Below are 22,010 nucleotides of genomic sequence, written 5' to 3' on the forward strand. Positions count from 1 at the left end.
GCCAACGGCTTAGATATCGATATTTGCCGCTTTCAGGGCGTTCTCTTCGATAAACGCGCGACGCGGTTCAACGGCATCACCCATCAGGGTGGTGAACAGCTGGTCAGCGGCGATCGCATCTTTCACGGTGACGCGCAGCATGCGACGGCTTTCCGGATCCATGGTGGTTTCCCACAGCTGTTCCGGGTTCATCTCGCCCAAACCTTTATAGCGCTGAATCGCAAGTCCTCGACGAGACTCTTTCACCAGCCATTCCAGCGCCTGCTCGAAGCTGGCAACTGGCTGACGGCGTTCGCCACGTTCAATAAACGCATCTTCTTCCACCAGACCGCGCAGTTTCTCACCCAGCGTGCAGATACGGCGGTATTCCGGCCCAACCACGAACTCGTGATCCAGCGGATAATCGGTATCAACGCCGTGCGTGCGAACGCGGACAATCGGCTCAAAGTGGTTCAGTTCGCTGTTATGGCGCACATCAAACTTCCACAGGCTGCCGTGCTGTTCGTTTTCGTTCAGCTCGGTAATCAGCGCATTCACCCAACGGGTCACAGTCTGTTCGTTAGAGAGATCGCCTTCGTTCAGCGTCGGTTGATAAACCAGCTCTTTTAACATCGCTTTCGGGAAACGACGCTCCATGCGGCCAATCATTTTCTGCGTGGCGTTGTATTCAGAAACCAGTTTTTCCAGCGCTTCGCCAGCCAGTGCCGGTGCGTGCGCGTTGGTGTGCAGCGTCGCGCCGTCCAGGGCGATGGAAATCTGATACTGATCCATCGCTTCATCGTCTTTGATGTACTGTTCCTGCTTGCCTTTCTTCACTTTGTAGAGCGGCGGCTGCGCGATATAGACGTGGCCACGTTCAACAATTTCTGGCATCTGACGGTAGAAGAAGGTCAGCAGCAGCGTACGGATGTGCGAACCATCGACATCCGCATCGGTCATGATGATGATGCTGTGATAGCGCAGTTTATCCGGGTTGTATTCGTCACGACCAATGCCGCAGCCGAGCGCGGTGATAAGCGTGGCAACTTCCTGAGAAGAGAGCATTTTATCGAAGCGCGCCTTCTCAACGTTGAGGATTTTACCTTTCAGCGGCAGGATCGCCTGATTCTTACGGTTACGCCCCTGTTTTGCAGAGCCGCCCGCGGAGTCCCCTTCCACCAGGTACAGTTCGGAGTGCGCCGGGTCGCGCTCCTGGCAGTCGGCCAGTTTGCCCGGCAGACCAGCTAAATCAAGCGCACCTTTACGACGCGTCATTTCACGGGCACGACGCGCCGCTTCACGCGCACGCGCGGCATCGATAATTTTGCCAACCACGATTTTCGCGTCAGACGGGTTTTCCAGCAGGTATTCGCTCAGCAGTTCGTTCATCTGCTGTTCAACCGCCGATTTCACCTCAGAAGAAACCAGTTTGTCTTTGGTCTGAGAGGAGAATTTCGGATCCGGTACTTTTACGGAAACCACCGCAATCAGGCCTTCGCGCGCATCGTCGCCGGTCGCGCTGACTTTGGCTTTTTTGCTGTAGCCTTCTTTGTCCATGTAGGCGTTCAGGGTACGAGTCATCGCCGCACGGAAACCTGCCAGGTGCGTACCGCCGTCACGCTGCGGAATGTTGTTGGTAAAGCAGTAGATGTTTTCCTGGAAGCCATCGTTCCACTGCAGCGCAACTTCAACACCGATACCGTCTTTTTCAGTGGAGAAATAGAAGATATTCGGGTGAATAGGCGTTTTGTTTTTGTTGAGGTACTCAACAAACGCCTTGATGCCGCCTTCGTAGTGGAAGTGGTCTTCTTTGCCGTCACGCTTGTCTTTCAGGCGAATAGAAACGCCGGAGTTGAGGAATGACAGTTCGCGCAGGCGTTTCGCCAGGATGTCATACTCAAATTCGGTGACGTTAGTAAAGGTTTCAAGGCTCGGCCAGAAGCGAACCATGGTACCGGTTTTTTCGGTTTCGCCGGTGACGGCAAGGGGAGCTTCTGGTACGCCGTGCGCGTAAATCTGACGGTGAACTTTGTTATCGCGCTGGATAACCAGTTCCAGTTTCTGCGACAGGGCGTTCACCACGGAAACACCTACGCCGTGCAGGCCGCCGGAGACTTTATAGGAGTTATCATCGAATTTACCGCCTGCGTGCAGAACGGTCATGATAACTTCGGCGGCAGACACGCCCTCTTCCGGGTGAATACCGGTTGGGATACCACGGCCATCATCCTGTACGGATACGGAGTTATCGCTATGGATGGTGACAACGATGTCTTTACAGTACCCTGCGAGCGCTTCGTCGATAGCGTTATCCACAACCTCGAATACCATGTGGTGCAGACCGGTGCCGTCATCCGTGTCGCCGATATACATACCCGGGCGCTTACGCACCGCATCCAGCCCTTTCAGGACTTTGATACTGGAGGAGTCATAAGAATTCGACATCAACGTTTCTCGCTCATTTAAACTTGGGTTAATCCGTTATTTTACCCTTTTCCACGGTAAACATCTTCGAATTTTCATCCGACATGTCCATAACGTGTTCAGCGCTAATCGCGCTGACGAAAACCTGTGATTGCGTGGCTTTTAAGCGGCTGGCTAATAGCCCGCGACGCGCGTCATCAAGTTCCGAGGCAAAATCATCTATCAGGTACAGGCAGCGCCGACCGCTTTCGCGGGTCAGGAACTCGCCTTGTGCCAGGCGCAGTGCGCACATCAGCAGCTTAAGCTGCCCGCGCGACAGGGTGTCTTCCACCGGCGCGCCGTCGGCGCGTATGCGAAAATCGGCTTTATGCGGGCCGTGCGCGGTGTAAGTCAGCATTCTGTCACGCTCGAAGTTCCGCTCCAGCACCTCGGCATAATCCGTCTCTTTTTCCCAGCCGCGCTGGAAAGAGAAGGTGAGGGAGAACTCCGGTAAAAACTGTTTGCAGGTATCCGCCATATCCTCGGCGATACCGGTGCTGTATTCGGCACGCCAGCGGCTGATTTGTTCCGCCAGGGGAATCAATTCTTTATCCCAGGGCCGTAGCTGCTCATAGCGGCTGACCTGGCGTAGCGCGGCGTTGCGCTGCTTCAGCAGGCGCTTGAGGTTGCTCCAGGCGGTAAAGAACCCGGCTTCGTTGTGGAAGCATCCCCAGTCAAGGAATGCTCTTCTGTATTTGGGGCCGCCGTTGAGTAAAGTAAACCCCTCAGGCGTGATGAGTTGCATGGGCATCAGCAGCGCCAGCTCCGCCACCTTGTGACCGTCGGTGCCGTCGATGCGCACTTTGCTGTCGCCAAGTTTGTCTTTCGTCAGGCCAATCGCGATTTCGCGCTCTTCGCCCTGCAAACGCCCGTGCAGCACGAACGCGTCCTGCTCATGGCGGATCACGCGGCCAATCTGCAAACTGCGAAACGCCCGGCCATGGCCGAGCGTATAGATGGCTTCCAGCACGCTGGTTTTGCCACTGCCGTTTGCGCCAACCAGGAAATTAAAGCCAGGGGATAAGGCGAGATCCGCGCTTTCGATGTTGCGAAAGTCGCGGATCAACAAGCGGGTGAGCGACATTACAGTCTCATTGGCATGACAACGTAGGCCGCACTTTGGCTGGCAGCATCTTCAATCTGAACGCTGGAAACGGAGTCCGTCAGCAAAATTCGCACGTTTTCACATTTCAGCGCATTGAGCACATCGAGGACGTAACTGACGTTAAAGCCAATTTCCATCTCGGTACCGGAATAGTTGACGTCCAGAATCTCTTCCGCTTCTTCCTGTTCCGGGTTGTTGGCGGTGATTTTCAGCTGATTTTCGCTGACAAACAGACGCACGCCGCGGAATTTTTCGTTGGAAAGAATGGCCGCACGCGCGAACGCTTGCTTGAGAATGTCGCAACCGGCATCCAGATGTTTGTCCGGATTCTTCGGCAATACGCGGCGATAATCCGGGAAACGGCCATCAACCAGCTTGGAAGTGAAGATAAAATCGCCGACATGCGCGCGGATATTATTACTGCCAATCTGCACGCGCAGCGGGTTATCACCACCATCGAGCATACGCATCAGTTCAATCACGCCTTTACGCGGCACGATCACCGAATGGTTTGGCAGCGATTCGCCGACCGGCATAGAGCACACCGCCAGACGGTGACCGTCGGTCGCTACGGTGCGCAGCTCTTCACCTTCGGTTTCGAACAGCATGCCGTTTAAGTAATAGCGGACATCCTGATGCGCCATCGAGAACTGGGTTGCTTCAATCAGACGCTTCATGGTCGCCTGCGGCAGGGTGAATTCCACCTCGCTCTGCCAGTCGTCCAGATTCGGGAAATCGGCAGCAGGCAGCGTGGAAAGCGAGAAGCGGCTACGGCCAGAACGCACCAGCATACGGTCGCCTTCCAGTTGTACGGCTATCTCTGCGCCTTCCGGCAGACCACGGCAAATATCGAAGAATTTACGCGCCGGGACGGTGGTTGCGCCGGGCTCGTGCGTCTGCACCAGCGCCACGCGAGCGACCATCTCCATTTCTAAATCGGTACCGGTCAATGACAGCGTACCGTCAGCCACCTGCAACAACAGGTTTCCGAGAATAGGCAGCGTCGGGCGGCCACCTAACGGGCCACTCACCTGTTGTAGCGGTTTTAATAAATGTTCACGTTCTACGGTAAATTTCATAGCGTCACGACGATAATGTTCTGATTAAATTTGAAAAATCTTCTTTGATATCGTGGCTCTCTTCACGCAACTGCTCAATCTTGCGGCAGGCATGAAGCACGGTAGTATGGTCACGACCACCAAATGCGTCGCCAATTTCCGGCAGACTGTGGTTGGTCAGCTCTTTAGCCAGCGCCATCGCCATTTGACGCGGACGCGCCACCGAACGGGAACGCCGTTTGGAGAGCAGATCCGCCACCTTAATTTTGTAGTACTCGGCCACCGTCTTCTGAATATTGTCGATAGTGACCAGTTTTTCCTGCAACGCGAGCAAATCGCGCAGCGCTTCGCGAACGAAGTCGATAGTGATCGCCCGGCCCGTAAAGTTGGCGTTGGCAATCACACGGTTCAGTGCCCCTTCCAGCTCACGCACGTTAGAGCGTAGACGCTTGGCAATAAAGAACGCCACCTCACCCGGCAGACGAATGTCGTTCTCGTCGGCCTTTTTCATCAGAATGGCCACGCGGGTTTCCAGTTCCGGCGGCTCAATCGCCACCGTCAGGCCCCAGCCGAAGCGGGATTTCAGACGATCTTCCACGCCGTTGATCTCTTTTGGATAGCGATCCGACGTCAGGATGATCTGTTGATTACCTTCCAACAGGGCGTTAAAGGTGTGGAAAAACTCTTCCTGGGATCGTTCTTTATTGGCAAAGAACTGAATGTCATCGATAAGAAGGGCATCGACGGAGCGATAGTAGCGTTTGAACTCTTCAATGGCGTTGTTTTGCAGAGCTTTTACCATGTCCTGCACAAAACGCTCAGAGTGCATATACACCACTTTGGCATTCGGTTTACGGGCGATAATGCCGTTACCAACCGCATGCAATAAGTGCGTTTTACCGAGCCCCGTGCCGCCGTATAGAAACAGTGGGTTATACGCGCCGCCAGGGTTGTCCGCTACCTGACGTGCCGCCGCACGCGCCAGTTGGTTCGACTTACCTTCAACGAAGTTATCGAAGGTATGCTTCACATTGACGTTGGAACGGTAAGCGTGTTCTGCCGGTGCCGGGACGTTATCCCACCCCTGACGAGGAGCGGGTGCCGCGCGTGGCGTATGAACCTGCGCCGCCTGGGCAGGGATCGCCACGTTCGCGGTTTCTCTAAGGGTATGGGTGACCGGTTTGGTACCCACTTCAAAACGCAGTTGTGGCGCATCTGAACCGCAAAAATCATTAAGCAGCCCGTTGATATTATTCAGGTATTTATCTCTTACCCAATCAAGCACAAAACGATTTGGCGCGTACAGGGCCAGCGTGTTATCGCTCAGTTCCGCCTGCAACGGGCGGATCCACATGCTGAATTCTGTGGCTGGTAACTCATCCTGCAATCGGGCAAGACACTGCTGCCAAAGCGAAAGTGACACGGCGGACTCCACTCGAAAAAAGTCGATACACATCATCGTTCAGGCGACCCTGTCAGGGTGCTGTTGATGAACCTGCCTGACATAAACTGTCGGGGACTCACTCAGTAGCCGCAGATGCAGCCTGAATAGTGCTGTGTATAAGATTAAAAAGTTCGTGATTATTGGCACACGTCGAAAAGACCCAATGCACAAGGGTGACGTGCGAACCGCTCTTTGCGGTTTTCCACAAAACACCTCGGGCTGCCCGTGGGCAGTACCGCAACCAGAAACACCGGAAGCGTTCAGTGTGTTTTCCCGGTTCAGGATCCGTGGATCCGATCAGGACCGCGGATCATAGCCTAAACTGAGCCAGAGATCTTCTGTTTCTCACAGATTCTTCCCGATTTATCCACAGGAAGGATCGAGACCGGCTAAGTGTAAACGATCCGCAAGAGAAGGAGGGGGGATTTACGCCGCATATTGGAAAAATTAATGAGTAACGACAATTTTTTGCTTAAATGATCTAACAAAGATCCTGGATGATCCTTGCGCTTTAATGGTCAGGCCGTATAATCCCCGACCCAGCGCATGCTACGTGCCAACAGGCGTCAGATGTTGCTCATTTTCCGTGCTAATCGCTACAAAAAAACGTGGTGAATTGCGCGGTAAATAAGGAAAGAGAATTGACTCCGGAGTGTACAATTATTACAATCCGGCCTCTTTAATCACCCATGGCTTCGGTGTCCATCGTTCGATTTTCGGGCGGATATCCAATAAAGCCATTGAATTTATTCAAGTTTAGGTAGAAATCGCCATGAAACGCACTTTTCAACCGTCTGTACTGAAGCGCAACCGTTCTCACGGCTTCCGTGCTCGTATGGCTACTAAAAATGGTCGTCAGGTTCTGGCACGTCGTCGTGCTAAAGGCCGCGCTCGTCTGACCGTTTCCAAGTAATAAAGCTAACCCCTGAGTGGTTAAGCTAGCATTTCCCAGGGAGTTACGTTTGTTAACTCCCACTCATTTCACATTCGTCTTCCAGCAGCCACAACGGGCTGGCACGCCGCAAATCACCATCCTCGGCCGCCAAAATTCGCTGGGGCATCCCCGTATCGGTCTTACAGTCGCCAAGAAAAATGTTAAACGTGCGCATGAACGCAATCGGATTAAACGTCTGACGCGTGAAAGCTTCCGTTTACGTCAACATGAACTCCCGTCTATGGATTTCGTGGTGGTGGCGAAGAAGGGGGTTGCAGACCTCGATAACCGTGCTCTTTCGGAAGCGTTGGAAAAATTATGGCGCCGCCATTGTCGCCTGGCTCACGGCTCCTGATAGCCCTCATTCGGGTCTATCAACGCCTGATTAGTCCGCTACTCGGGCCGCATTGCCGTTTCACTCCTACCTGTTCACAATACGGAATTGAGGCATTGCGCAGGTTTGGAGTGATAAAAGGCAGTTGGTTGACAGTGAAACGCGTATTAAAATGCCACCCTTTACACCCAGGTGGAGACGACCCCGTCCCCCCCGGACCTTTTAATACCAGAGAACACTAACGATGGATTCGCAACGCAATCTTCTCATCATCGCTTTGTTGTTCGTGTCTTTCATGATCTGGCAGGCTTGGGAGCAGGATAAAAATCCTCAACCTCAGCAGCAGACCACGCAGACTACGACCACCGCAGCGGGTAGCGCCGCCGACCAGGGCGTACCGGCCAGTGGCCAGGGGAAACTGATTACGGTGAAAACCGATGTGCTCGAGCTGACCATCAACACCCGTGGTGGTGATGTTGAGCAGGCACTCCTGTTGGCTTACCCGAAAGAACTCAAATCTTCTGAGCCGTTCCAGTTACTGGAAACGACGCCGCAGTTTATCTATCAGGCACAGAGCGGCCTGACCGGTCGTGATGGCCCGGATAACCCGGCAAATGGCGATCGTCCGCTGTATAACGTCACCAGCGATACTTTCGTAATGGCCGATGGTCAGAACGAACTGGTTATCCCGATGACCTATACCGATAAAGCGGGTAACACCTTCACCAAAACCTTCACCCTGAAAAAGGGCGAGTATGCGGTGAATGTGGGCTACAGCGTGCAGAACAGCAGCGAGAAACCGTTAGAGTTGTCCACCTTTGGTCAGCTTAAGCAGTCCATCAATCTGCCCTCTCACCGCGATACGGGCAGCAGCAACTTTGCGCTGCACACCTTCCGCGGCGCCGCGTACTCCACGCCTGACGCGAAGTATGAAAAATACAAATTCGATACCATTGCAGATAACGAAAACCTGAACGTCAGCTCCAAAGGCGGTTGGGTGGCGATGCTGCAACAGTACTTTGCAACAGCATGGGTTCCGCGTAACGATGGCTCCAACAACTTCTATACCGCTAACCTCGGTAATGGCGTTGCAGCAATCGGCTACAAATCTCAGCCAGTGCTGATTCAGCCGGGTCAAACCGGTACGCTGGGCAGCACCCTGTGGGTTGGCCCGGAAATTCAGGATAAAATGGCAGCCGTTGCGCCGCACCTGGATCTGACCGTTGATTATGGTTGGTTGTGGTTCATCTCTCAGCCGTTGTTCAAACTGCTGAAATGGATCCACAGCTTCCTGGGTAACTGGGGCTTCTCCATCATCGTTATCACCTTCATCGTTCGTGGCATCATGTACCCGCTGACTAAAGCGCAGTACACCTCCATGGCGAAGATGCGTATGCTGCAGCCGAAGATTCAGGCGATGCGTGAGCGTCTGGGTGATGACAAACAGCGTCAGAGCCAGGAGATGATGGCTCTGTACAAAGCCGAGAAGGTTAACCCGCTGGGCGGCTGCTTCCCGCTGCTGATCCAGATGCCAATCTTCCTTGCGCTGTACTACATGCTGATGGGCTCCGTTGAACTGCGTCATGCGCCGTTCGCACTCTGGATCCACGACTTGTCCGCACAGGACCCGTACTACATCCTGCCGATTCTGATGGGCGTAACGATGTTCTTCATTCAGAAGATGTCGCCGACCACCGTAACCGACCCGATGCAGCAGAAGATCATGACCTTTATGCCGGTCATCTTCACGGTGTTCTTCCTGTGGTTCCCGTCAGGTCTGGTGCTGTACTATATCGTCAGCAACCTGGTGACCATTATTCAGCAGCAACTGATTTACCGTGGTCTGGAGAAACGTGGCCTGCATAGCCGCGAGAAGAAAAGCTCCTGATTCGGTGTAGGCCGGGTAAGCGTAGCGCCACCCGGCAATCGGAACAATAATGATAGGGCGGTCTCATGACCGCCTTTTTTTATTTGTATTGAACGAGACATATCATGAGCCAAAACGACACGATCATCGCCCAGGCTACCCCACCGGGACGCGGTGGTGTGGGCATTCTGCGCATCTCTGGCCTGAAGGCGCGTGAGGTGGCTGAAGCCGTGCTGGGCAAACTGCCAAAACCTCGCTACGCCGACTATCTGCCATTCAAAGATGTCGACGGTACCGCGCTCGATCAGGGCATCGCCCTGTGGTTCCCTGGCCCGAACTCTTTTACCGGTGAAGACGTGCTTGAACTGCAAGGCCACGGCGGCCCGGTGATTCTGGATCTGCTGCTCAAGCGAATTCTGACCCTTCCGGGCGTACGTATCGCGAAGCCGGGGGAATTCTCGGAGCGTGCGTTCCTTAACGACAAGCTTGATTTAGCGCAGGCAGAAGCGATTGCCGATCTGATCGACGCCAGCTCAGAACAGGCGGCGCGTTCCGCGCTGAACTCGTTGCAGGGAGCGTTTTCCGCTCGCGTAAATCACTTAGTGGAAGCGCTCACTCACCTGCGCATCTACGTCGAAGCCGCCATCGACTTCCCGGATGAAGAAATTGATTTTCTCTCCGACGGTAAAATCGAAGCGCAACTGAACAATGTGATGACCGATCTCGACGCCGTGCGTGCCGAAGCGCGTCAGGGCAGCCTGCTGCGTGAAGGGATGAAAGTGGTGATTGCCGGGCGTCCCAATGCCGGGAAATCGAGCCTGCTGAACGCGCTGGCAGGGCGTGAAGCCGCTATCGTCACCGATATCGCGGGCACCACACGCGACGTACTGCGCGAACATATTCATATCGATGGCATGCCATTGCATATCATTGATACTGCTGGCCTGCGAGAAGCCAGTGATGAAGTGGAGCGCATCGGTATTGAGCGCGCCTGGCAGGAAATCGAACAGGCCGACCGCGTGCTGTTCATGGTCGATGGCACCACCACCGACGCCGTTGACCCGGCAGCAATCTGGCCAGACTTTATCGCCCGTCTGCCAGCGAATCTACCGATTACCGTAGTACGAAACAAAGCAGACATTACCGGCGAACCGCAGGGGCTGAGTGAGGTGAATGGTCACTCACTGGTTCGTCTTTCCGCACGTACCGGCGATGGCGTGGAAGTGCTGCGCAATCATCTCAAAGAGAGTATGGGCTTTGAAACCAATATGGAAGGCGGTTTCCTGGCGCGTCGTCGCCACCTGCAGGCGCTGGAACAGGCCGCAGAGCACCTTCAGCAGGGCAAGGCGCAACTGTTGGGTGCATGGGCGGGTGAACTGCTGGCAGAAGAACTACGCCTCGCACAGCAGGCCCTGAGCGAGATTACCGGGGAATTCACCTCCGATGATTTGCTGGGGCGGATTTTCTCGAGTTTCTGTATTGGTAAGTAAGTTTTAGCCCATCTTCGTCCATGAACGTTCACTAACCCGCATTAACCGCCTGTTAATGCGGGTTTTTACTTTCCGTACTCGTCCATAGTCGTGCGGATTCACCCGCGATTTTTGTGTCCTGAATTGTGCCCATCTTTAAATTCCCCGTGTGTCATTGTTTGTTTTTTGATCTAAAAATCACATCAAATGGACACAAAAAACGCTCAACTCTGCCTTCTCATGGACACATTGTGGAGGTGAGATATGGCACTTTCAGATACAAACTGCGCACACTTGCTCCCAGAAACCACCCCTGGCAACTTGCCGATCATGACGGACTGGTGATTGAAGTTCTTCCCACCGGACGAAAAATCTGGCGTTTCCGCTACCGCTTTGACAACAAATTGCAAAAGATCACGCTGGGCGAATACCCGGCTTTCTCACTTGCAGAAGCACGGCTTTGGCGTGAAAAGTGTCGCTCAATGGTTGCCCATGGCATCAATCCCGCGCAGAAAAAGCAGGAAGAAAAGCTTAAACAGAAAGACCCAACGACAGTCAAACATTCGCCAAACGCTGGCTGACCGATATCGTTGAAAAAAGTAACCGCGATCCGCGCAACATCACTCGTATTATCGAGAAGGACATTATTCCCATCATCGGGAAGCTGGAACTCGAAGAACTCACAACTGCCCACATTCAGGTCGTGCTCGACCGCATCAAACAACGAGGTTCGGATCACGTCGCGCTACTGACGCGCAACGTGCTTAAACGCATGCTGGCCTATGCGATTTCCAGGGGAATCATCTTCAACAACCCGGCAGCAGCTATCGAGGCCCGTTATATCGCACAAGCAACAAGCCGCGACGTGGCGCTAACCGCAGAAGAGATCGGCATCCTGTTACAGGGGATCTACACCTCTAACATGAACCGACGCCACAAGCTGGCCCTGCACCTGCTGATCATCTGCATGGTGCGTAAATCGGAGATGATTGAAGCGACATGGAGTGAAGTTAACTTCAACGCGCTGGAATGGCGTATCCCCGGCGAAAGAATGAAGATGGATAACCCGCATATTGTTCCGCTGTCAAAGCAGGCGCTGGCGATGTGCGAAGAGCTAAAATTTCTAGCCGGAGATTCCCCTTACGTCTTCCCCAGCCGAAACGACCACCGACGCCCGATCTCCAAAACAACGCTTAACTGCGCGGTGCGTACGCTGGATCTGAACGTCAGGGATTTTGTTATTCATGACTTCCGGCGTACTGCCAGCACATTGCTACATGAGCAAGGCTACAACTCAGACTGGGTGGAGAAATGCCTGGCGCATAAGATCGGCGGCGTTCACGGTGTCTACAACCGTGCAGAGTACCTGAATCAGCGCCGGGAGATGCTTCAGTCATGGGCGGACTTTGTTGATGCGCAGATTGAGGAGGGGCGGAAGGTGGTTATCGGTAAGTTTGGGAAGGCTTATGAGATAAATAGATAAATTGGAATACAAAAAAACTCATCATGAAAATTGCTCACATGAATATTTTTAAAACCAATCCCTTATACTTTGATAAGGGATTGGTTTCGGGATTTAAATTCCTATTGAATTTGTTACACTTGTATCAATTGATATCAACTGCTCAATTCTATTCTGTATCTCAATATTATTTGAGGGTGTCTCAATTGAAATTAACAAGGAAAACCTAGCAATACTAGATTGCCGCTTCTCTTTTTTTAACTCTTTCCACCACCCGCTAACAGGGAATATTGCAATATATTTTTTATCTGCGAGTTCTGCAGCAGTCCCAGACCAAACATCACTGTGAATTGAACCTTTACTCCGTAATTTTTGCCCTAAAAACCATTGGTTTGAATCACTATTTCCTGAATCAACATCATCAATCTCATCTCTATATTTTTTATTTATCCGATATACAAACTCTTGAGAATCCTCACCAGCACTATTGAAATCAAACCTCAATCCATATGAGCTATATTTATATTTGTTCTGCCATCCTCTTTCCCCTGGGTTTGGCTCAATAAAATATGACAATGTTACCCTCAACTTTACATCCTCACTAGCCAACTGAAGTAATACATCTTCTGGCCATGGTAATGTATAGAGTGCCATTTTATTAAGCTTCCCATCTTCAGTATATGGCTGTAGCTGATCCTCAACAATCATATTAACAGATTTATTACCACTTGAAATAGCTTTTACCAAATTTGGGTAACCATAGCCTGCAGCTCTTAATAAATTTTCAACATCTTGCTTGTTTTTATAAGGCGAAAATCTATTATAAATCTCCTGTGGCCACTCTGCACTATGAACAATCAATGCACGAATTGTTTCAGGCCAATAGTTAGGGTATTTACTCCATATTTTAGATATAAACCCTGAAGCTAATGCTGTCGCTGCACTTGTCTCTGCAAATTTTGTAAAATAAATTCCAGAATTACTTTGATTGGAAGTTGTTGTAAGACTAAGTTCCTCTAAGTCTGCAGGGAAATTATAGGTTGTATCAAAACCATAATTACCGCCTTCAAAAATTACATCCGGTTTTATTGGTGAATTTCTTAACCATCGTAGAGATGTTGTAGTTGTGGGCCCTAAATCTGTAAGTTTAGCAACAGGTACATATCCAGGAGTACGAATATTATTCTCACTAGCCCAATATCCAATAGTAAGTGCATTGTAAGAGTTGGCAGGATCTTCAATTGAGGATGTTATGTTTGAATTAGGGTAGTCAGATATATATTGCGGTTCCATATTACCAGCTGAAATAACGAATAATCGCCTAGATTCATCGTCAGGTGTACCAGAAGAAAGCTCATCTATTTTTGCTGACCAACTACTCGGTATTCCTCTTAGACTATATTCTGATGTTACAGCCATCGTATAAATTCTATTGTTAGACGGTTCAATTGACTCAATGCTATAAACCGCATCTGTAGTTATAGAACCATAAAGCTTAGGATCATTATACCCTACATCTGGTAGTATTTTAACTGATTCAATTTTTGCTGTTATTTCTACATTAGATGATTGTAATGTATGTTTTAGATCACCAAGAACAACTAATCCAGCAATACCCGTACCATGACCTTTTTGATCATCAGGGTTCCAATGTGGCTCTGCAGAAATAACGCATTTAGAATTCGTGAACTGTTGTAAAAGGGGATGAGTATAAGTTACACCGGTATCTAAAATACATACGGGAATCTGGCTATCAGAAAGCGTATATGTAATATCTTGAGTCCATTTAAATTGCTGTATCGGTTTTAAATCAAGGAAATCAACACTAACCGTATTTGCTGGTCTAATTTCTGCTATTTGTTGGAGCATTGTTTGCAGAAGCTGTAATTGATTTATAGACGCACAAACAATCTTAACCAATCTATCTCTGAAAACAATCCGCCCGTTCATTATTGTTATGTTTAACGTTGTTGCAATATTTTGAATTTTCTCTTCTAAGACATCTGAATCTATGCTTGAAATATCTAGCCAAATCTCAGTATTTATAATTAAATCTTTATTTAAAGGCAACGACTTTTCAGAAAGCCATAAAGAACTTATATCTCCATAATCAATTTCAGATATTGATTCAATCAGTGATTTATTTTTCGGTGTATTATATTTGACCTGCCCCCACGATTAGATACAACACTCAGTTAGTAACGTCGGAATCTTCATTCTCAGAATGACCCTTTCTCCAGCCCGCTGCAAATTCAGACGGTGTCTGATAATTCAGCGTGGAGTGCGGGCGGCATTCGTTATAATCCTGCCGCCAGTCATTAATAATTTTCCTGGCATGAACGATATCGCTGAACCAGTGCTCATTCAAACATTCATCGCGAAATCGTCCGTTAAAGCTCTCAATAAATCCGTTCTGCGTTGGCTTGCCCGGCTGGATTAAGCGCAACTCAACACCATGCTCAAAGGCCCATTGATCCAGTGCACGGCAAGTGAACTCCGGCCCCTGGTCAGTTCTTATCGTCGCCGGATAGCCTCGAAACAGTGCAATGCTGTCCAGAATACGCGTGACCTGAACGCCTGAAATCCCAAAGGCAACAGTGACCGTCAGGCATTCCTTTGTGAAATCATCGACGCAGGTAAGACACTTGATCCTGCGACCGGTGGAAAGTGCGTCCATGACGAAATCCATCGACCAGGTCAGATTGGGCGCCGCCGGACGGAGCAGCGGCAGACGTTCTGTTGCCAGCCCTTTACGACGTCTTCTGCGTTTTACGCCCAGGCCACTGAGGTGATAAAGCCGGTACACGCGCTTATGATTAACATGAAGCCCTTCACGGCGCAGCAACTGCCAAATACGACGGTAGCCAAAACGCCTGCGCTCCAGTGCCAGCTCAGTGATGCGCCCTGATAAATGCGCATCAGCAGCCGGACGGTGAGCCTCATAGCGGCAGGTCGACAGGGATAAACCTGTAAGCCTGCAGGCACGACGTTGCGACAGACCGGTCGCATCACACATCAACATCACGGCTTCCCGCTTCTGGTCTGTCGTCAGTACTTTCGCCCAAGAGCCACCTGAAGCGCCTCTTTATCCAGCATGGCTTCGGCAAGCAGCTTCTTGAGTCTGGCGTTCTCTTCCTCAAGCGACTTCAGGCGCTTAACTTCAGGCACCTCCATACCGCCATACTTCTTACGCCAGATGTAAAACGTGGCATCGGAAATGGCATGCTTGCGGCAGAGTTCACGGGCGGGTACCCCAGCTTCGGCTTCGCGGAGAATACTGATGATCTGTTCATCGGAAAAACGCTTCTTCATGGGGATGTCCTCATGTGGCTTATGAAGACATTACTAACATCGGGGTGTACTAATCAACGGGGAGCAGGTCATATTTTCCTTGGGTTTTATTTCCATAATCTTCTACTAGTTCTTTTAATTTCTCTATTCTATTCTGAGGTACAGAGACATTTGCAATATATCTATCATCTATTTTATTTACAGATAATAGCGTCATACCATGTGAATCCAAACTTTTGATCACAAGTCGTTCATCAATATCTTTATTTTCTTTAAATGTTAATACTATGTTTTTAGGTGGTTCAAATGATGGAGTTTGGGGTATATTCAATAGAGAATTGTTTGCTTTTATTAGCGCATTACCTAGCTCTTCTCGTATTTTTGCAAAATGTGCATTCCGATTAACTGGCTTTATCTTCTTGCGAGGGACCGGCAATACAGGAGAAAAATCATACAGTTTCTGTTTTAACGAAAGCTTTATATGTTCCTTCATAAGGCACCATGTGTAGGATAATTAATGGAATGATTTTCTTTCCACAAGCATATGCATTAATGATTCCTGCGATACAACCTTTTTATTGTGAATAATTGCATGTTTTATAGAATCATCACACGCTTTTGAAATCTCAGCATAGCTAAGACCTTCCGCTGATTTAACTACCTCATTAAGTGAGGTTAGTTTTAACTCATAGGAAATAAACTTATTCCTAATCAGCTCTTCTAAACTATGTTCTACAGGGAGTTGATATTCAATAACATCATCAAATCTTCTATAAAGAGCACTATCAAGAATCTCTTTATGATTCGTCGCGGTAATAATTAAACTATCTGTTCGATGCTCATCTAAAAGCTGTAAAAAAGTATTAAGAACGCGTCTTATCTCACCTACGTCATTGATCATACTCCTTTTAGATCCGATTGTGTCAAACTCATCAAAAAGGTAGACGCCTCTATGTTGTGAGATATAATCAAATATACTTCTTAGCTTAGCAGAGGTTTCTCCCATAAATTTTGTTATTAATGAATCCATTCTTACAGTGAAAAGAGGGAATGATAGCTCATGTGCAATAACAGAAGCAGTCATTGTCTTTCCTGTTCCCGGAGGTCCAAAAAGCATTACATGTCTCCTTGGAATTAAACCGTGCTGTCTAATTTTTATTGAATTTTTATTTTCATCTAAAAATCTAATTATTTTATTTCTAATTGATTCTGAAAGAATTATATCTCTAAGCGAAACGGTCGGATGACTAACAGTAAAAAGTTCCGTCGAGGTGTGTGTCATTACAGCTGTACTTGACGAAAATATTTTAGGATAATTATTTTCATCAATATCAGAAAGCTTTGCTTTTTCAACTAATGATCTTAATTCATCAGCAAAGTTAGTATGTCCAATTTTAGCTTCGTGCGCAGCAATCTGTAATACAGTAGTCAGAAATTTTCTATCATCTTTATTAAGATGACTTTTTATTAGCAACTTAAGCTGATTTGCACTAGCCATTTTTTATCTCACAATTTCGACACACCCATTATAAAAAGTTTTCATATTATACACCATTTACATAAGGATTTCATCAAAATTTAATATAAATTATTTAATCAAAAATCAAATCACAATATATCGTTTATATACAAAATATAATCAATACTTATCCCCCAATAACATTAATAGTTTCATATAGCATCCCCCAAGACTCGCATACAAAGGAAAAAACCGTTATTGAATGTTTCTTTTCCATCAAATAAAACCCATTGGTATTACACAAAAATCCACGGAATGTATCACTGATACTTAACAATAAGGTTATACCTCTCCCTCCGTATTTCCCCCCATGAAATATAGTCCTTAGTGATAACATATTTACTTCAAGCTTGAGTCATACTGCCTGGCCACGAAACCATTACCTATTGATTTAACTGATAAAAAAACTTTCAAATCCCACAAACAATTTCCCGCAGCTTTCCCCCTCCCCCAGATTTACCCTATCCCCAACTCATAGCAGTACCCCTAAAAGCTTCCTGTTCTAAGACGAACTGCGACCTGTAAGAAGCGCCTTTGGCGGTCAGCCCCCGGTCAACCAGGGAACGAAGCGTGGTCTGAAACTGACCTCCTGTCTCGATACAGGTGACCACATCCTTTATCGCTACCCTGTTGCAAGCGTAGCGACAGACAGAACGCTGTAGAGAAGTCGGACGGCATTGCCAAAGGCTTTGCGTCCGTACTTCCTGCTGAAAGTGACGCCAGCGCGCAGATCAGCTTCAACCCAGCTACTGCCTGCAAATCCACTGCAACAAACAGGCTGACACTCAAACAGATGTCAGAAATTCACTTACCAGGAGGAGAAACCAGCACTACCGAACCGATACCGGAGGACAGGTCATTATACGTGTGGGTATATCCCTGCCCGGGTAGGTGACTGCATAAAATCGTCCACACAGTAATTCAGGAGCCACGATTCATTGGCAAAAACTATTGCCATTGCAGGAACATCTGCAATAAAAGCTGAATTCCTCTAAATCCTCATAATGTGATGGTTTTAAGCGTGGTTCCATCAGCTATTTAGCTTTTGTTCCTTGGATGTGCCTATAGCCATGTTTAAAGAAAGGTATCGCTGATGGATTAACGCGTTAGCTCGATTTTCCAGCTTCTGTATTGTTTTCGGCAGGCTTTGGTGCCCATCGCCGGATGGCGGCGTAAATGCCTTATCCAGCCTACGGGGAAACCCCGTAGGCCGGATAAGCGCAGCGCCACCGGGCGTTTGGTATCACTGCCCCTGAAGTGTGATTTCCTCACAGGAAATCACACTTGTCCAAATGGCAACTCGCCAGCCATTCGCCCTCCCCGTATCCTGAGCGCCACGCTTATTGTGAGGACGCTATGGCCCGCTATCTCCTGTGTAGTTTCGCCCTTGTTTTGCTTTATCCTGCTGGTATCGATATGTATCTGGTGGGTTTACCGCGTATTGCCGTCGATCTCAACGCCAGCGAGGCGCAGCTGCATATTGCCTTCTCAGTTTATCTGGCCGGTATGGCGACCGCGATGCTGTTTGCCGGACGCGCCGCCGATCGCTCAGGGCGCCGGCCTGTAGCACTGTTTGGCGCGGTGACGTTTATTCTGGCCTCTGCGCTATGCGCGCTGGCGCAGGAGAGTTCGTTGTTTCTGATTGGCCGTTTTATACAAGGGTTTGGAGCGGGGAACTGCTATGTTGTAGCCTTCGCGATTCTGCGCGATACGCTGGATGAACAGCGGCGTGCCAAAGTGCTGTCGTTGCTGAACGGTATCACCTGCATTGTGCCCGTACTGGCGCCCGTGGTGGGACATCTGATCATGCTCAGCTATCCATGGCAGAGCCTGTTCTGGACCATGTTGACCATGGGCGTAGTGGTGTTCCTGCTCTCACTGCTGGTGCTGAAAGAGACGCGGCCCGATAAACAACACAATGCCACCACACACTCTGCGCCCTCACCCGAATCGCTGCTCGACCGATTCTTCCTCAGCCGCCTGGCCATCACTACGCTTAGCGTCTCGGTGATCCTCACCTTTGTGAATACGTCACCGGTGCTGTTGATGGAGATGATGGGCTTTGCGCGCGGTGAGTATGCCACCACCATGGCATTAACGGCGGGCGTAAGCATGGCCGTCTCGTTCTCGACGCCGTTTGCGTTGAGTCTCTTTAAGCCGCGCACGCTGATGATGACCTCGCAGTGTCTGTTTCTGGCGGCAGGCGTGGTGCTCATTCTTGCGTCAACCCATGCTGTTACGCTGTTTGGCATTACGCTGATTTGCGCAGGGTTCTCGGTCGGGTTTGGCGTGGCAATGAGCCAGGCACTCGGCCCGTTCGCCCTGCGCGCGGGCGTCGCCAGTTCGGTACTGGGCATTGCTCAGGTCTGTGGATCTTCGCTGTGGATTTGGCTGGCGGCGGTGCTCGGCCTCAATGCGCTGAATATGCTGATCGGGATTCTGATTGCCTGTAGCATATTGAGTCTATTGCTGATTCTCGCCGTCACGCCCAACAGGACCGCGCATCGCCATGAAGAAATCCATCACCAGCCTCGATCTTAACCTGCTGTTATGCCTGCAACTGCTGGCGCAGGAGCGTAGCGTAACCAAAGCAGCGAAGCGGATGAGTGTGACGCCATCGGCGGTCAGTAAGTCTTTGGCGAAGCTGCGCACCTGGTTTGACGACCCGCTGTTTATCAATACGCCACTAGGGCTGACGCCGACGCCACTGATGGTAAGCATTGAGCAGGATCTGGCGGACTGGATGCAGATGGGGAAGCAAATTCTTGATAAGCCGCATAATGAGACGCCGGGCGGGCTGAAATTTGAGCTGGCGGCCGAGTCGCCGCTGATGATGCTGAAATTTAATTCGCTGTCGCAGCAGATTTATCAGCGCTACCCGCAGGCGTCGATAAAAGTGCGTAACTGGGATTACGACTCGCTGGATGCCATCACGCGTGGCGAGGTCGATATCGGATTTACCGGCCGCGAAACCCACCCGCGCTCACGAGAACTGCTTAGCGCCCTGCCGCTGTCGATCGACTTTGAGGTGCTGTTTACCGATCTTCCATGGGTCTGGCTGCGCGAGGATCATCCGGCGCTGCGCGAAGAGTGGAACCTGGAGACTTTCCTGCGTTATCCGCACATCAGCATCTGCTGGGAACAGAGTGACACCTGGGCGCTGGATAACGTGTTACAGGAGCTGGGGCGCGAACGCACTATCGCCCTAAGCCTGCCGGGATTCGAACAATCGCTCTTTATGGCCGCCCAACCGGATCATTCGCTGATCGCTACCGCACCGCTTTACTGTCAGCACTATAACCAGCAGCATCATCTACCGCTGGTTGCCCGTCCACTGCCCTTTGAGGTGAGCCTGCGCGAGAAGATGAGGGTGCCTTTTACGCTTCTGTGGCACAAGCGTAATAGCCACAATCCGAAGCTCGTCTGGCTAAAGGAGACCATAAAATCGTTATATCAGGATATTAAATGATCCTGCTTGTTTATGTCATTTTTGCGACATATTTAACTGTTACGACTAAGAAATTGTAAAAGTCCTCTCCTGACCCTTTCAATGTCTGCGCTTCCGCATTAAAACGTATACGTTTCACCGATAATATAAGGGTGGAATTTATTAACGGACCATTAATCACGGAGCGAAAAATGGCGATACATTTTGCAAGAGGGATACTGAACGACGGGCATATGCTCTCGGTCAGGCTGTCGACAGCCTGCCATAATGCGGCCCGCGAGTTACCATCACATCGACGAACACGCTTTCTGGCATCACGCGCCCTGCTCGCGGAGCTGGTGTTCATGCTCTACGGCATTAGCGAATTGCCAGAAATCATCAATCAGCCTGATGGCAGGCCGGTTTTTCGTGACCCCAACCTTCCCGATTTTTCGCTGGCCTACACCGGAAATATTGTCGGCGTCGCGCTGACCACCGAAGGAAAATGCGGGCTCGATATTGAACTACAGCGTTCTGCCTACTCACTTTCCCGGGCACAGAATCCAGAAAGTGACGGCTTCACCAGCAATGAGAAGCTGTGGATTAAAAATCAAAATGACGCCAATGAAGCACAGGTTCAGTTGCTGACTCTCCGCCATAGCATTCTTAAACTCACCGGTGAAATTCATCACGATAAGCCTGAACTGCTCCAGTTGTTACCGGGTTCGGGACGTTTACGATCGGCCCGTCTGGCACAGCTGGAAGCGCTGAGCGATGCGGAAGATGTGCTGGTCTGGTCACTCGCCGCGACGCCCGCCATTGAGAAGCTCAAAATCTGGCAATATGACGGTAAGCACGGCTGGCAGAGCCTGCCTGACGCACAAACGCGCGCGAATGCCGAAGACGCTCGTCTGATGCGATTCACCAGCCTGTCGGCTGATAAGGCTCTTATACTCAATTAGCCTGGCCGTCGTTGGCCAGTAGATAAACAGGAGTAATCATGTCCGAAGCGTTGAAAGTTGTTACGTTACTGGGAAGCCTGCGCAAAGGTTCATTTAACGGTATGGTTGCGCGCACCCTGCCGAAAATTGCGCCCGCGGGTATGGATGTTGCTCCGCTGCCGTCGATTGGCGATATCCCGCTGTATGACGCCGATGTTCAGCAGGAAGAGGGTTTTCCGCAAAGCGTATTAGCGCTGGCGGAGCAGATTCGTCAGGCGGATGGCGTGGTGATTGTGACGCCGGAATATAACTACTCCGTGCCGGGTGGGCTGAAAAATGCTATCGACTGGCTGTCACGCCTGCCAGAACAGCCGCTGGCCGGTAAGCCAGTGCTGATTCAGACCAGCTCTATGGGCGCGATTGGCGGCGCACGCTGCCAGTATCACCTGCGTCAGATTCTGGTCTTCCTTGATGCAATGGTGATGAACAAGCCGGAGTTTATGGGCGGCGTGATTCAGAACAAAGTCGACCCACAGTTGGGTGAAGTGATTGAGCAAGGCACGCTGGATCATCTGACCGGTCAGTTGACCGCATTTGGCGAGTATATTTTGCGGGTTAAGGCGTAGAACATTTCCCCTCACCCCGGCCCTCTCCCACTGGGAGAGGGAGAACACCACACCATCCCCTCTCCCAGAGGGAGAGGGTTAGGGTGAGGGC

Annotated in this window: 17 protein-coding genes and 1 pseudogene; 10 read left to right on the forward strand and 8 right to left on the reverse strand. The window is 50.2% G+C overall.

Going from position 1 to position 22,010, the window contains the following annotated elements; translation table 11 throughout:
* Window positions 1-9: 9 nt before the first annotated feature.
* From gyrB to dnaA, 4 genes are read right to left on the reverse strand one after another with little or no spacing between them, the layout of a single operon-like run.
* Window positions 10-2,424: a DNA topoisomerase (ATP-hydrolyzing) subunit B gene (gene gyrB / locus ACOXYR_RS21390; protein ID WP_108476263.1), complete on the reverse strand. Its 2,415-nt coding sequence runs from the start codon at window positions 2,422-2,424 to the stop codon at window positions 10-12.
* Between the two features lie 28 nt (window positions 2,425-2,452).
* Window positions 2,453-3,526: a DNA replication/repair protein RecF gene (gene recF / locus ACOXYR_RS21395; RefSeq protein ID WP_113859110.1), complete on the reverse strand. Its 1,074-nt coding sequence runs from the start codon at window positions 3,524-3,526 to the stop codon at window positions 2,453-2,455.
* Window positions 3,526-4,626, reverse strand: a complete 1,101-nt coding sequence (gene dnaN / locus ACOXYR_RS21400; RefSeq protein WP_108476261.1) for a DNA polymerase III subunit beta — start codon at window positions 4,624-4,626, stop codon at window positions 3,526-3,528. Before dnaN ends, recF begins: the two co-directional genes overlap by 1 nt.
* Window positions 4,627-4,630: 4 nt before the next feature.
* Window positions 4,631-6,028: a chromosomal replication initiator protein DnaA gene (gene dnaA, locus ACOXYR_RS21405; RefSeq protein WP_108476260.1), complete on the reverse strand. Its 1,398-nt coding sequence runs from the start codon at window positions 6,026-6,028 to the stop codon at window positions 4,631-4,633.
* A 793-nt stretch (window positions 6,029-6,821) separates the two neighbouring features.
* Between dnaA and rpmH the strand changes: the two genes are divergently transcribed.
* The 6 genes and pseudogenes from rpmH to ACOXYR_RS21435 all read left to right on the forward strand — a co-directional run bounded on the left by rpmH (window position 6,822) and on the right by ACOXYR_RS21435 (window position 12,136).
* On the forward strand, window positions 6,822-6,962 hold the full coding sequence (rpmH, locus tag ACOXYR_RS21410; RefSeq protein WP_000831330.1) for a 50S ribosomal protein L34: 141 nt from the start codon (window positions 6,822-6,824) through the stop codon (window positions 6,960-6,962).
* A gap of 16 nt (window positions 6,963-6,978) precedes the next feature.
* Entirely contained in the window at window positions 6,979-7,338 is a 360-nt protein-coding gene (gene rnpA, locus ACOXYR_RS21415) for a ribonuclease P protein component (RefSeq protein ID WP_014072458.1), read from the forward strand.
* Window positions 7,302-7,559, forward strand: coding sequence for a membrane protein insertion efficiency factor YidD (gene yidD / locus ACOXYR_RS21420; RefSeq protein ID WP_015966614.1), 258 nt, complete (start codon window positions 7,302-7,304; stop codon window positions 7,557-7,559). Before rnpA ends, yidD begins: the two co-directional genes overlap by 37 nt.
* A 2-nt stretch (window positions 7,560-7,561) precedes the next feature.
* Entirely contained in the window at window positions 7,562-9,205 is a 1,644-nt protein-coding gene (gene yidC, locus ACOXYR_RS21425; RefSeq protein WP_015966613.1) for a membrane protein insertase YidC, read from the forward strand.
* Between the two features lie 104 nt (window positions 9,206-9,309).
* A complete protein-coding gene (gene mnmE / locus ACOXYR_RS21430) occupies window positions 9,310-10,674 on the forward strand; it encodes a tRNA uridine-5-carboxymethylaminomethyl(34) synthesis GTPase MnmE (RefSeq protein ID WP_350436822.1) in 1,365 nt (454 codons plus the stop codon).
* A 243-nt stretch (window positions 10,675-10,917) separates the two neighbouring features.
* Window positions 10,918-12,136, forward strand: a pseudogene (locus ACOXYR_RS21435) (tyrosine-type recombinase/integrase).
* A 93-nt stretch (window positions 12,137-12,229) separates the two neighbouring features.
* Here ACOXYR_RS21435 and ACOXYR_RS21440 read toward each other — a convergent pair.
* From ACOXYR_RS21440 to ACOXYR_RS21455, 4 genes are all read right to left on the reverse strand, one after another.
* Entirely contained in the window at window positions 12,230-14,185 is a 1,956-nt protein-coding gene (locus tag ACOXYR_RS21440) for a S8 family peptidase (protein WP_421356057.1), read from the reverse strand.
* A gap of 121 nt (window positions 14,186-14,306) precedes the next feature.
* A protein-coding gene (locus ACOXYR_RS21445) for an IS3-like element ISSen4 family transposase (protein ID WP_096147877.1) occupies window positions 14,307-15,427 on the reverse strand; the annotation gives its coding sequence in 2 pieces (ribosomal slippage) (window positions 14,307-15,169 and window positions 15,169-15,427; 1,122 coding nt in all).
* 49 nt (window positions 15,428-15,476) lie between these two features.
* Window positions 15,477-15,899 carry a hypothetical protein gene (locus ACOXYR_RS21450; protein ID WP_421356483.1) on the reverse strand — a complete coding sequence of 141 codons (423 nt, stop codon included), beginning with the start codon at window positions 15,897-15,899 and terminating at the stop codon, window positions 15,477-15,479.
* 21 nt (window positions 15,900-15,920) lie between these two features.
* Window positions 15,921-16,904, reverse strand: coding sequence for an AAA family ATPase (locus tag ACOXYR_RS21455; RefSeq protein ID WP_421356482.1), 984 nt, complete (start codon window positions 16,902-16,904; stop codon window positions 15,921-15,923).
* Window positions 16,905-18,281: 1,377 nt separating this feature from the next.
* Here ACOXYR_RS21455 and ACOXYR_RS21460 point away from each other — a divergent pair.
* The 4 genes from ACOXYR_RS21460 (at window position 18,282) to ACOXYR_RS21475 (ending at window position 21,919) form a co-directional block, all read left to right on the forward strand.
* The gene (locus ACOXYR_RS21460; protein ID WP_421356484.1) at window positions 18,282-19,466 is read left to right on the forward strand and encodes an MFS transporter; all 1,185 of its coding nucleotides are present in this window, start codon (window positions 18,282-18,284) and stop codon (window positions 19,464-19,466) included.
* Entirely contained in the window at window positions 19,435-20,394 is a 960-nt protein-coding gene (gene yidZ, locus ACOXYR_RS21465) for an HTH-type transcriptional regulator YidZ (protein ID WP_407731810.1), read from the forward strand. The genes ACOXYR_RS21460 and yidZ overlap by 32 nt, the downstream gene beginning before the upstream one ends.
* Window positions 20,395-20,564: 170 nt before the next feature.
* Window positions 20,565-21,314 (forward strand): 4'-phosphopantetheinyl transferase family protein, encoded by a 750-nt coding sequence (locus ACOXYR_RS21470; protein WP_108476255.1) that lies wholly within the window; start codon window positions 20,565-20,567, stop codon window positions 21,312-21,314.
* A 38-nt stretch (window positions 21,315-21,352) separates the two neighbouring features.
* Entirely contained in the window at window positions 21,353-21,919 is a 567-nt protein-coding gene (locus ACOXYR_RS21475) for an NADPH-dependent FMN reductase (RefSeq protein WP_108476254.1), read from the forward strand.
* Window positions 21,920-22,010 lie beyond the last annotated feature (91 nt).

It is taken from the genome of Pseudocitrobacter faecalis (assembly GCF_965231525.1).
Classification (GTDB): domain Bacteria; phylum Pseudomonadota; class Gammaproteobacteria; order Enterobacterales; family Enterobacteriaceae; genus Pseudocitrobacter; species Pseudocitrobacter faecalis.

Bases quoted from the DNA above. Each gene is read 5' to 3' on its own strand.
- gyrB (WP_108476263.1), bottom strand. From the start codon at position 2,424: ATGTCGAATTCTTATGACTCCTCCAGTATCAAAGTCCTGAAAGGGCTG.
- recF (WP_113859110.1), bottom strand. From the start codon at position 3,526: ATGTCGCTCACCCGCTTGTTGATCCGCGACTTTCGCAACATCGAAAGC.
- dnaN (WP_108476261.1), bottom strand. From the start codon at position 4,626: ATGAAATTTACCGTAGAACGTGAACATTTATTAAAACCGCTACAACAG.
- rpmH (WP_000831330.1), top strand. From the start codon at position 6,822: ATGAAACGCACTTTTCAACCGTCTGTACTGAAGCGCAACCGTTCTCAC.
- yidD (WP_015966614.1), top strand. From the start codon at position 7,302: ATGGCGCCGCCATTGTCGCCTGGCTCACGGCTCCTGATAGCCCTCATT.
- yidC (WP_015966613.1), top strand. From the start codon at position 7,562: ATGGATTCGCAACGCAATCTTCTCATCATCGCTTTGTTGTTCGTGTCT.
- mnmE (WP_350436822.1), top strand. From the start codon at position 9,310: ATGAGCCAAAACGACACGATCATCGCCCAGGCTACCCCACCGGGACGC.
- ACOXYR_RS21450 (WP_421356483.1), bottom strand. From the start codon at position 15,899: ATGAAGGAACATATAAAGCTTTCGTTAAAACAGAAACTGTATGATTTT.
- ACOXYR_RS21455 (WP_421356482.1), bottom strand. From the start codon at position 16,904: ATGGCTAGTGCAAATCAGCTTAAGTTGCTAATAAAAAGTCATCTTAAT.
- ACOXYR_RS21460 (WP_421356484.1), top strand. From the start codon at position 18,282: ATGGCCCGCTATCTCCTGTGTAGTTTCGCCCTTGTTTTGCTTTATCCT.
- yidZ (WP_407731810.1), top strand. From the start codon at position 19,435: ATGAAGAAATCCATCACCAGCCTCGATCTTAACCTGCTGTTATGCCTG.
- ACOXYR_RS21470 (WP_108476255.1), top strand. From the start codon at position 20,565: ATGGCGATACATTTTGCAAGAGGGATACTGAACGACGGGCATATGCTC.
- ACOXYR_RS21475 (WP_108476254.1), top strand. From the start codon at position 21,353: ATGTCCGAAGCGTTGAAAGTTGTTACGTTACTGGGAAGCCTGCGCAAA.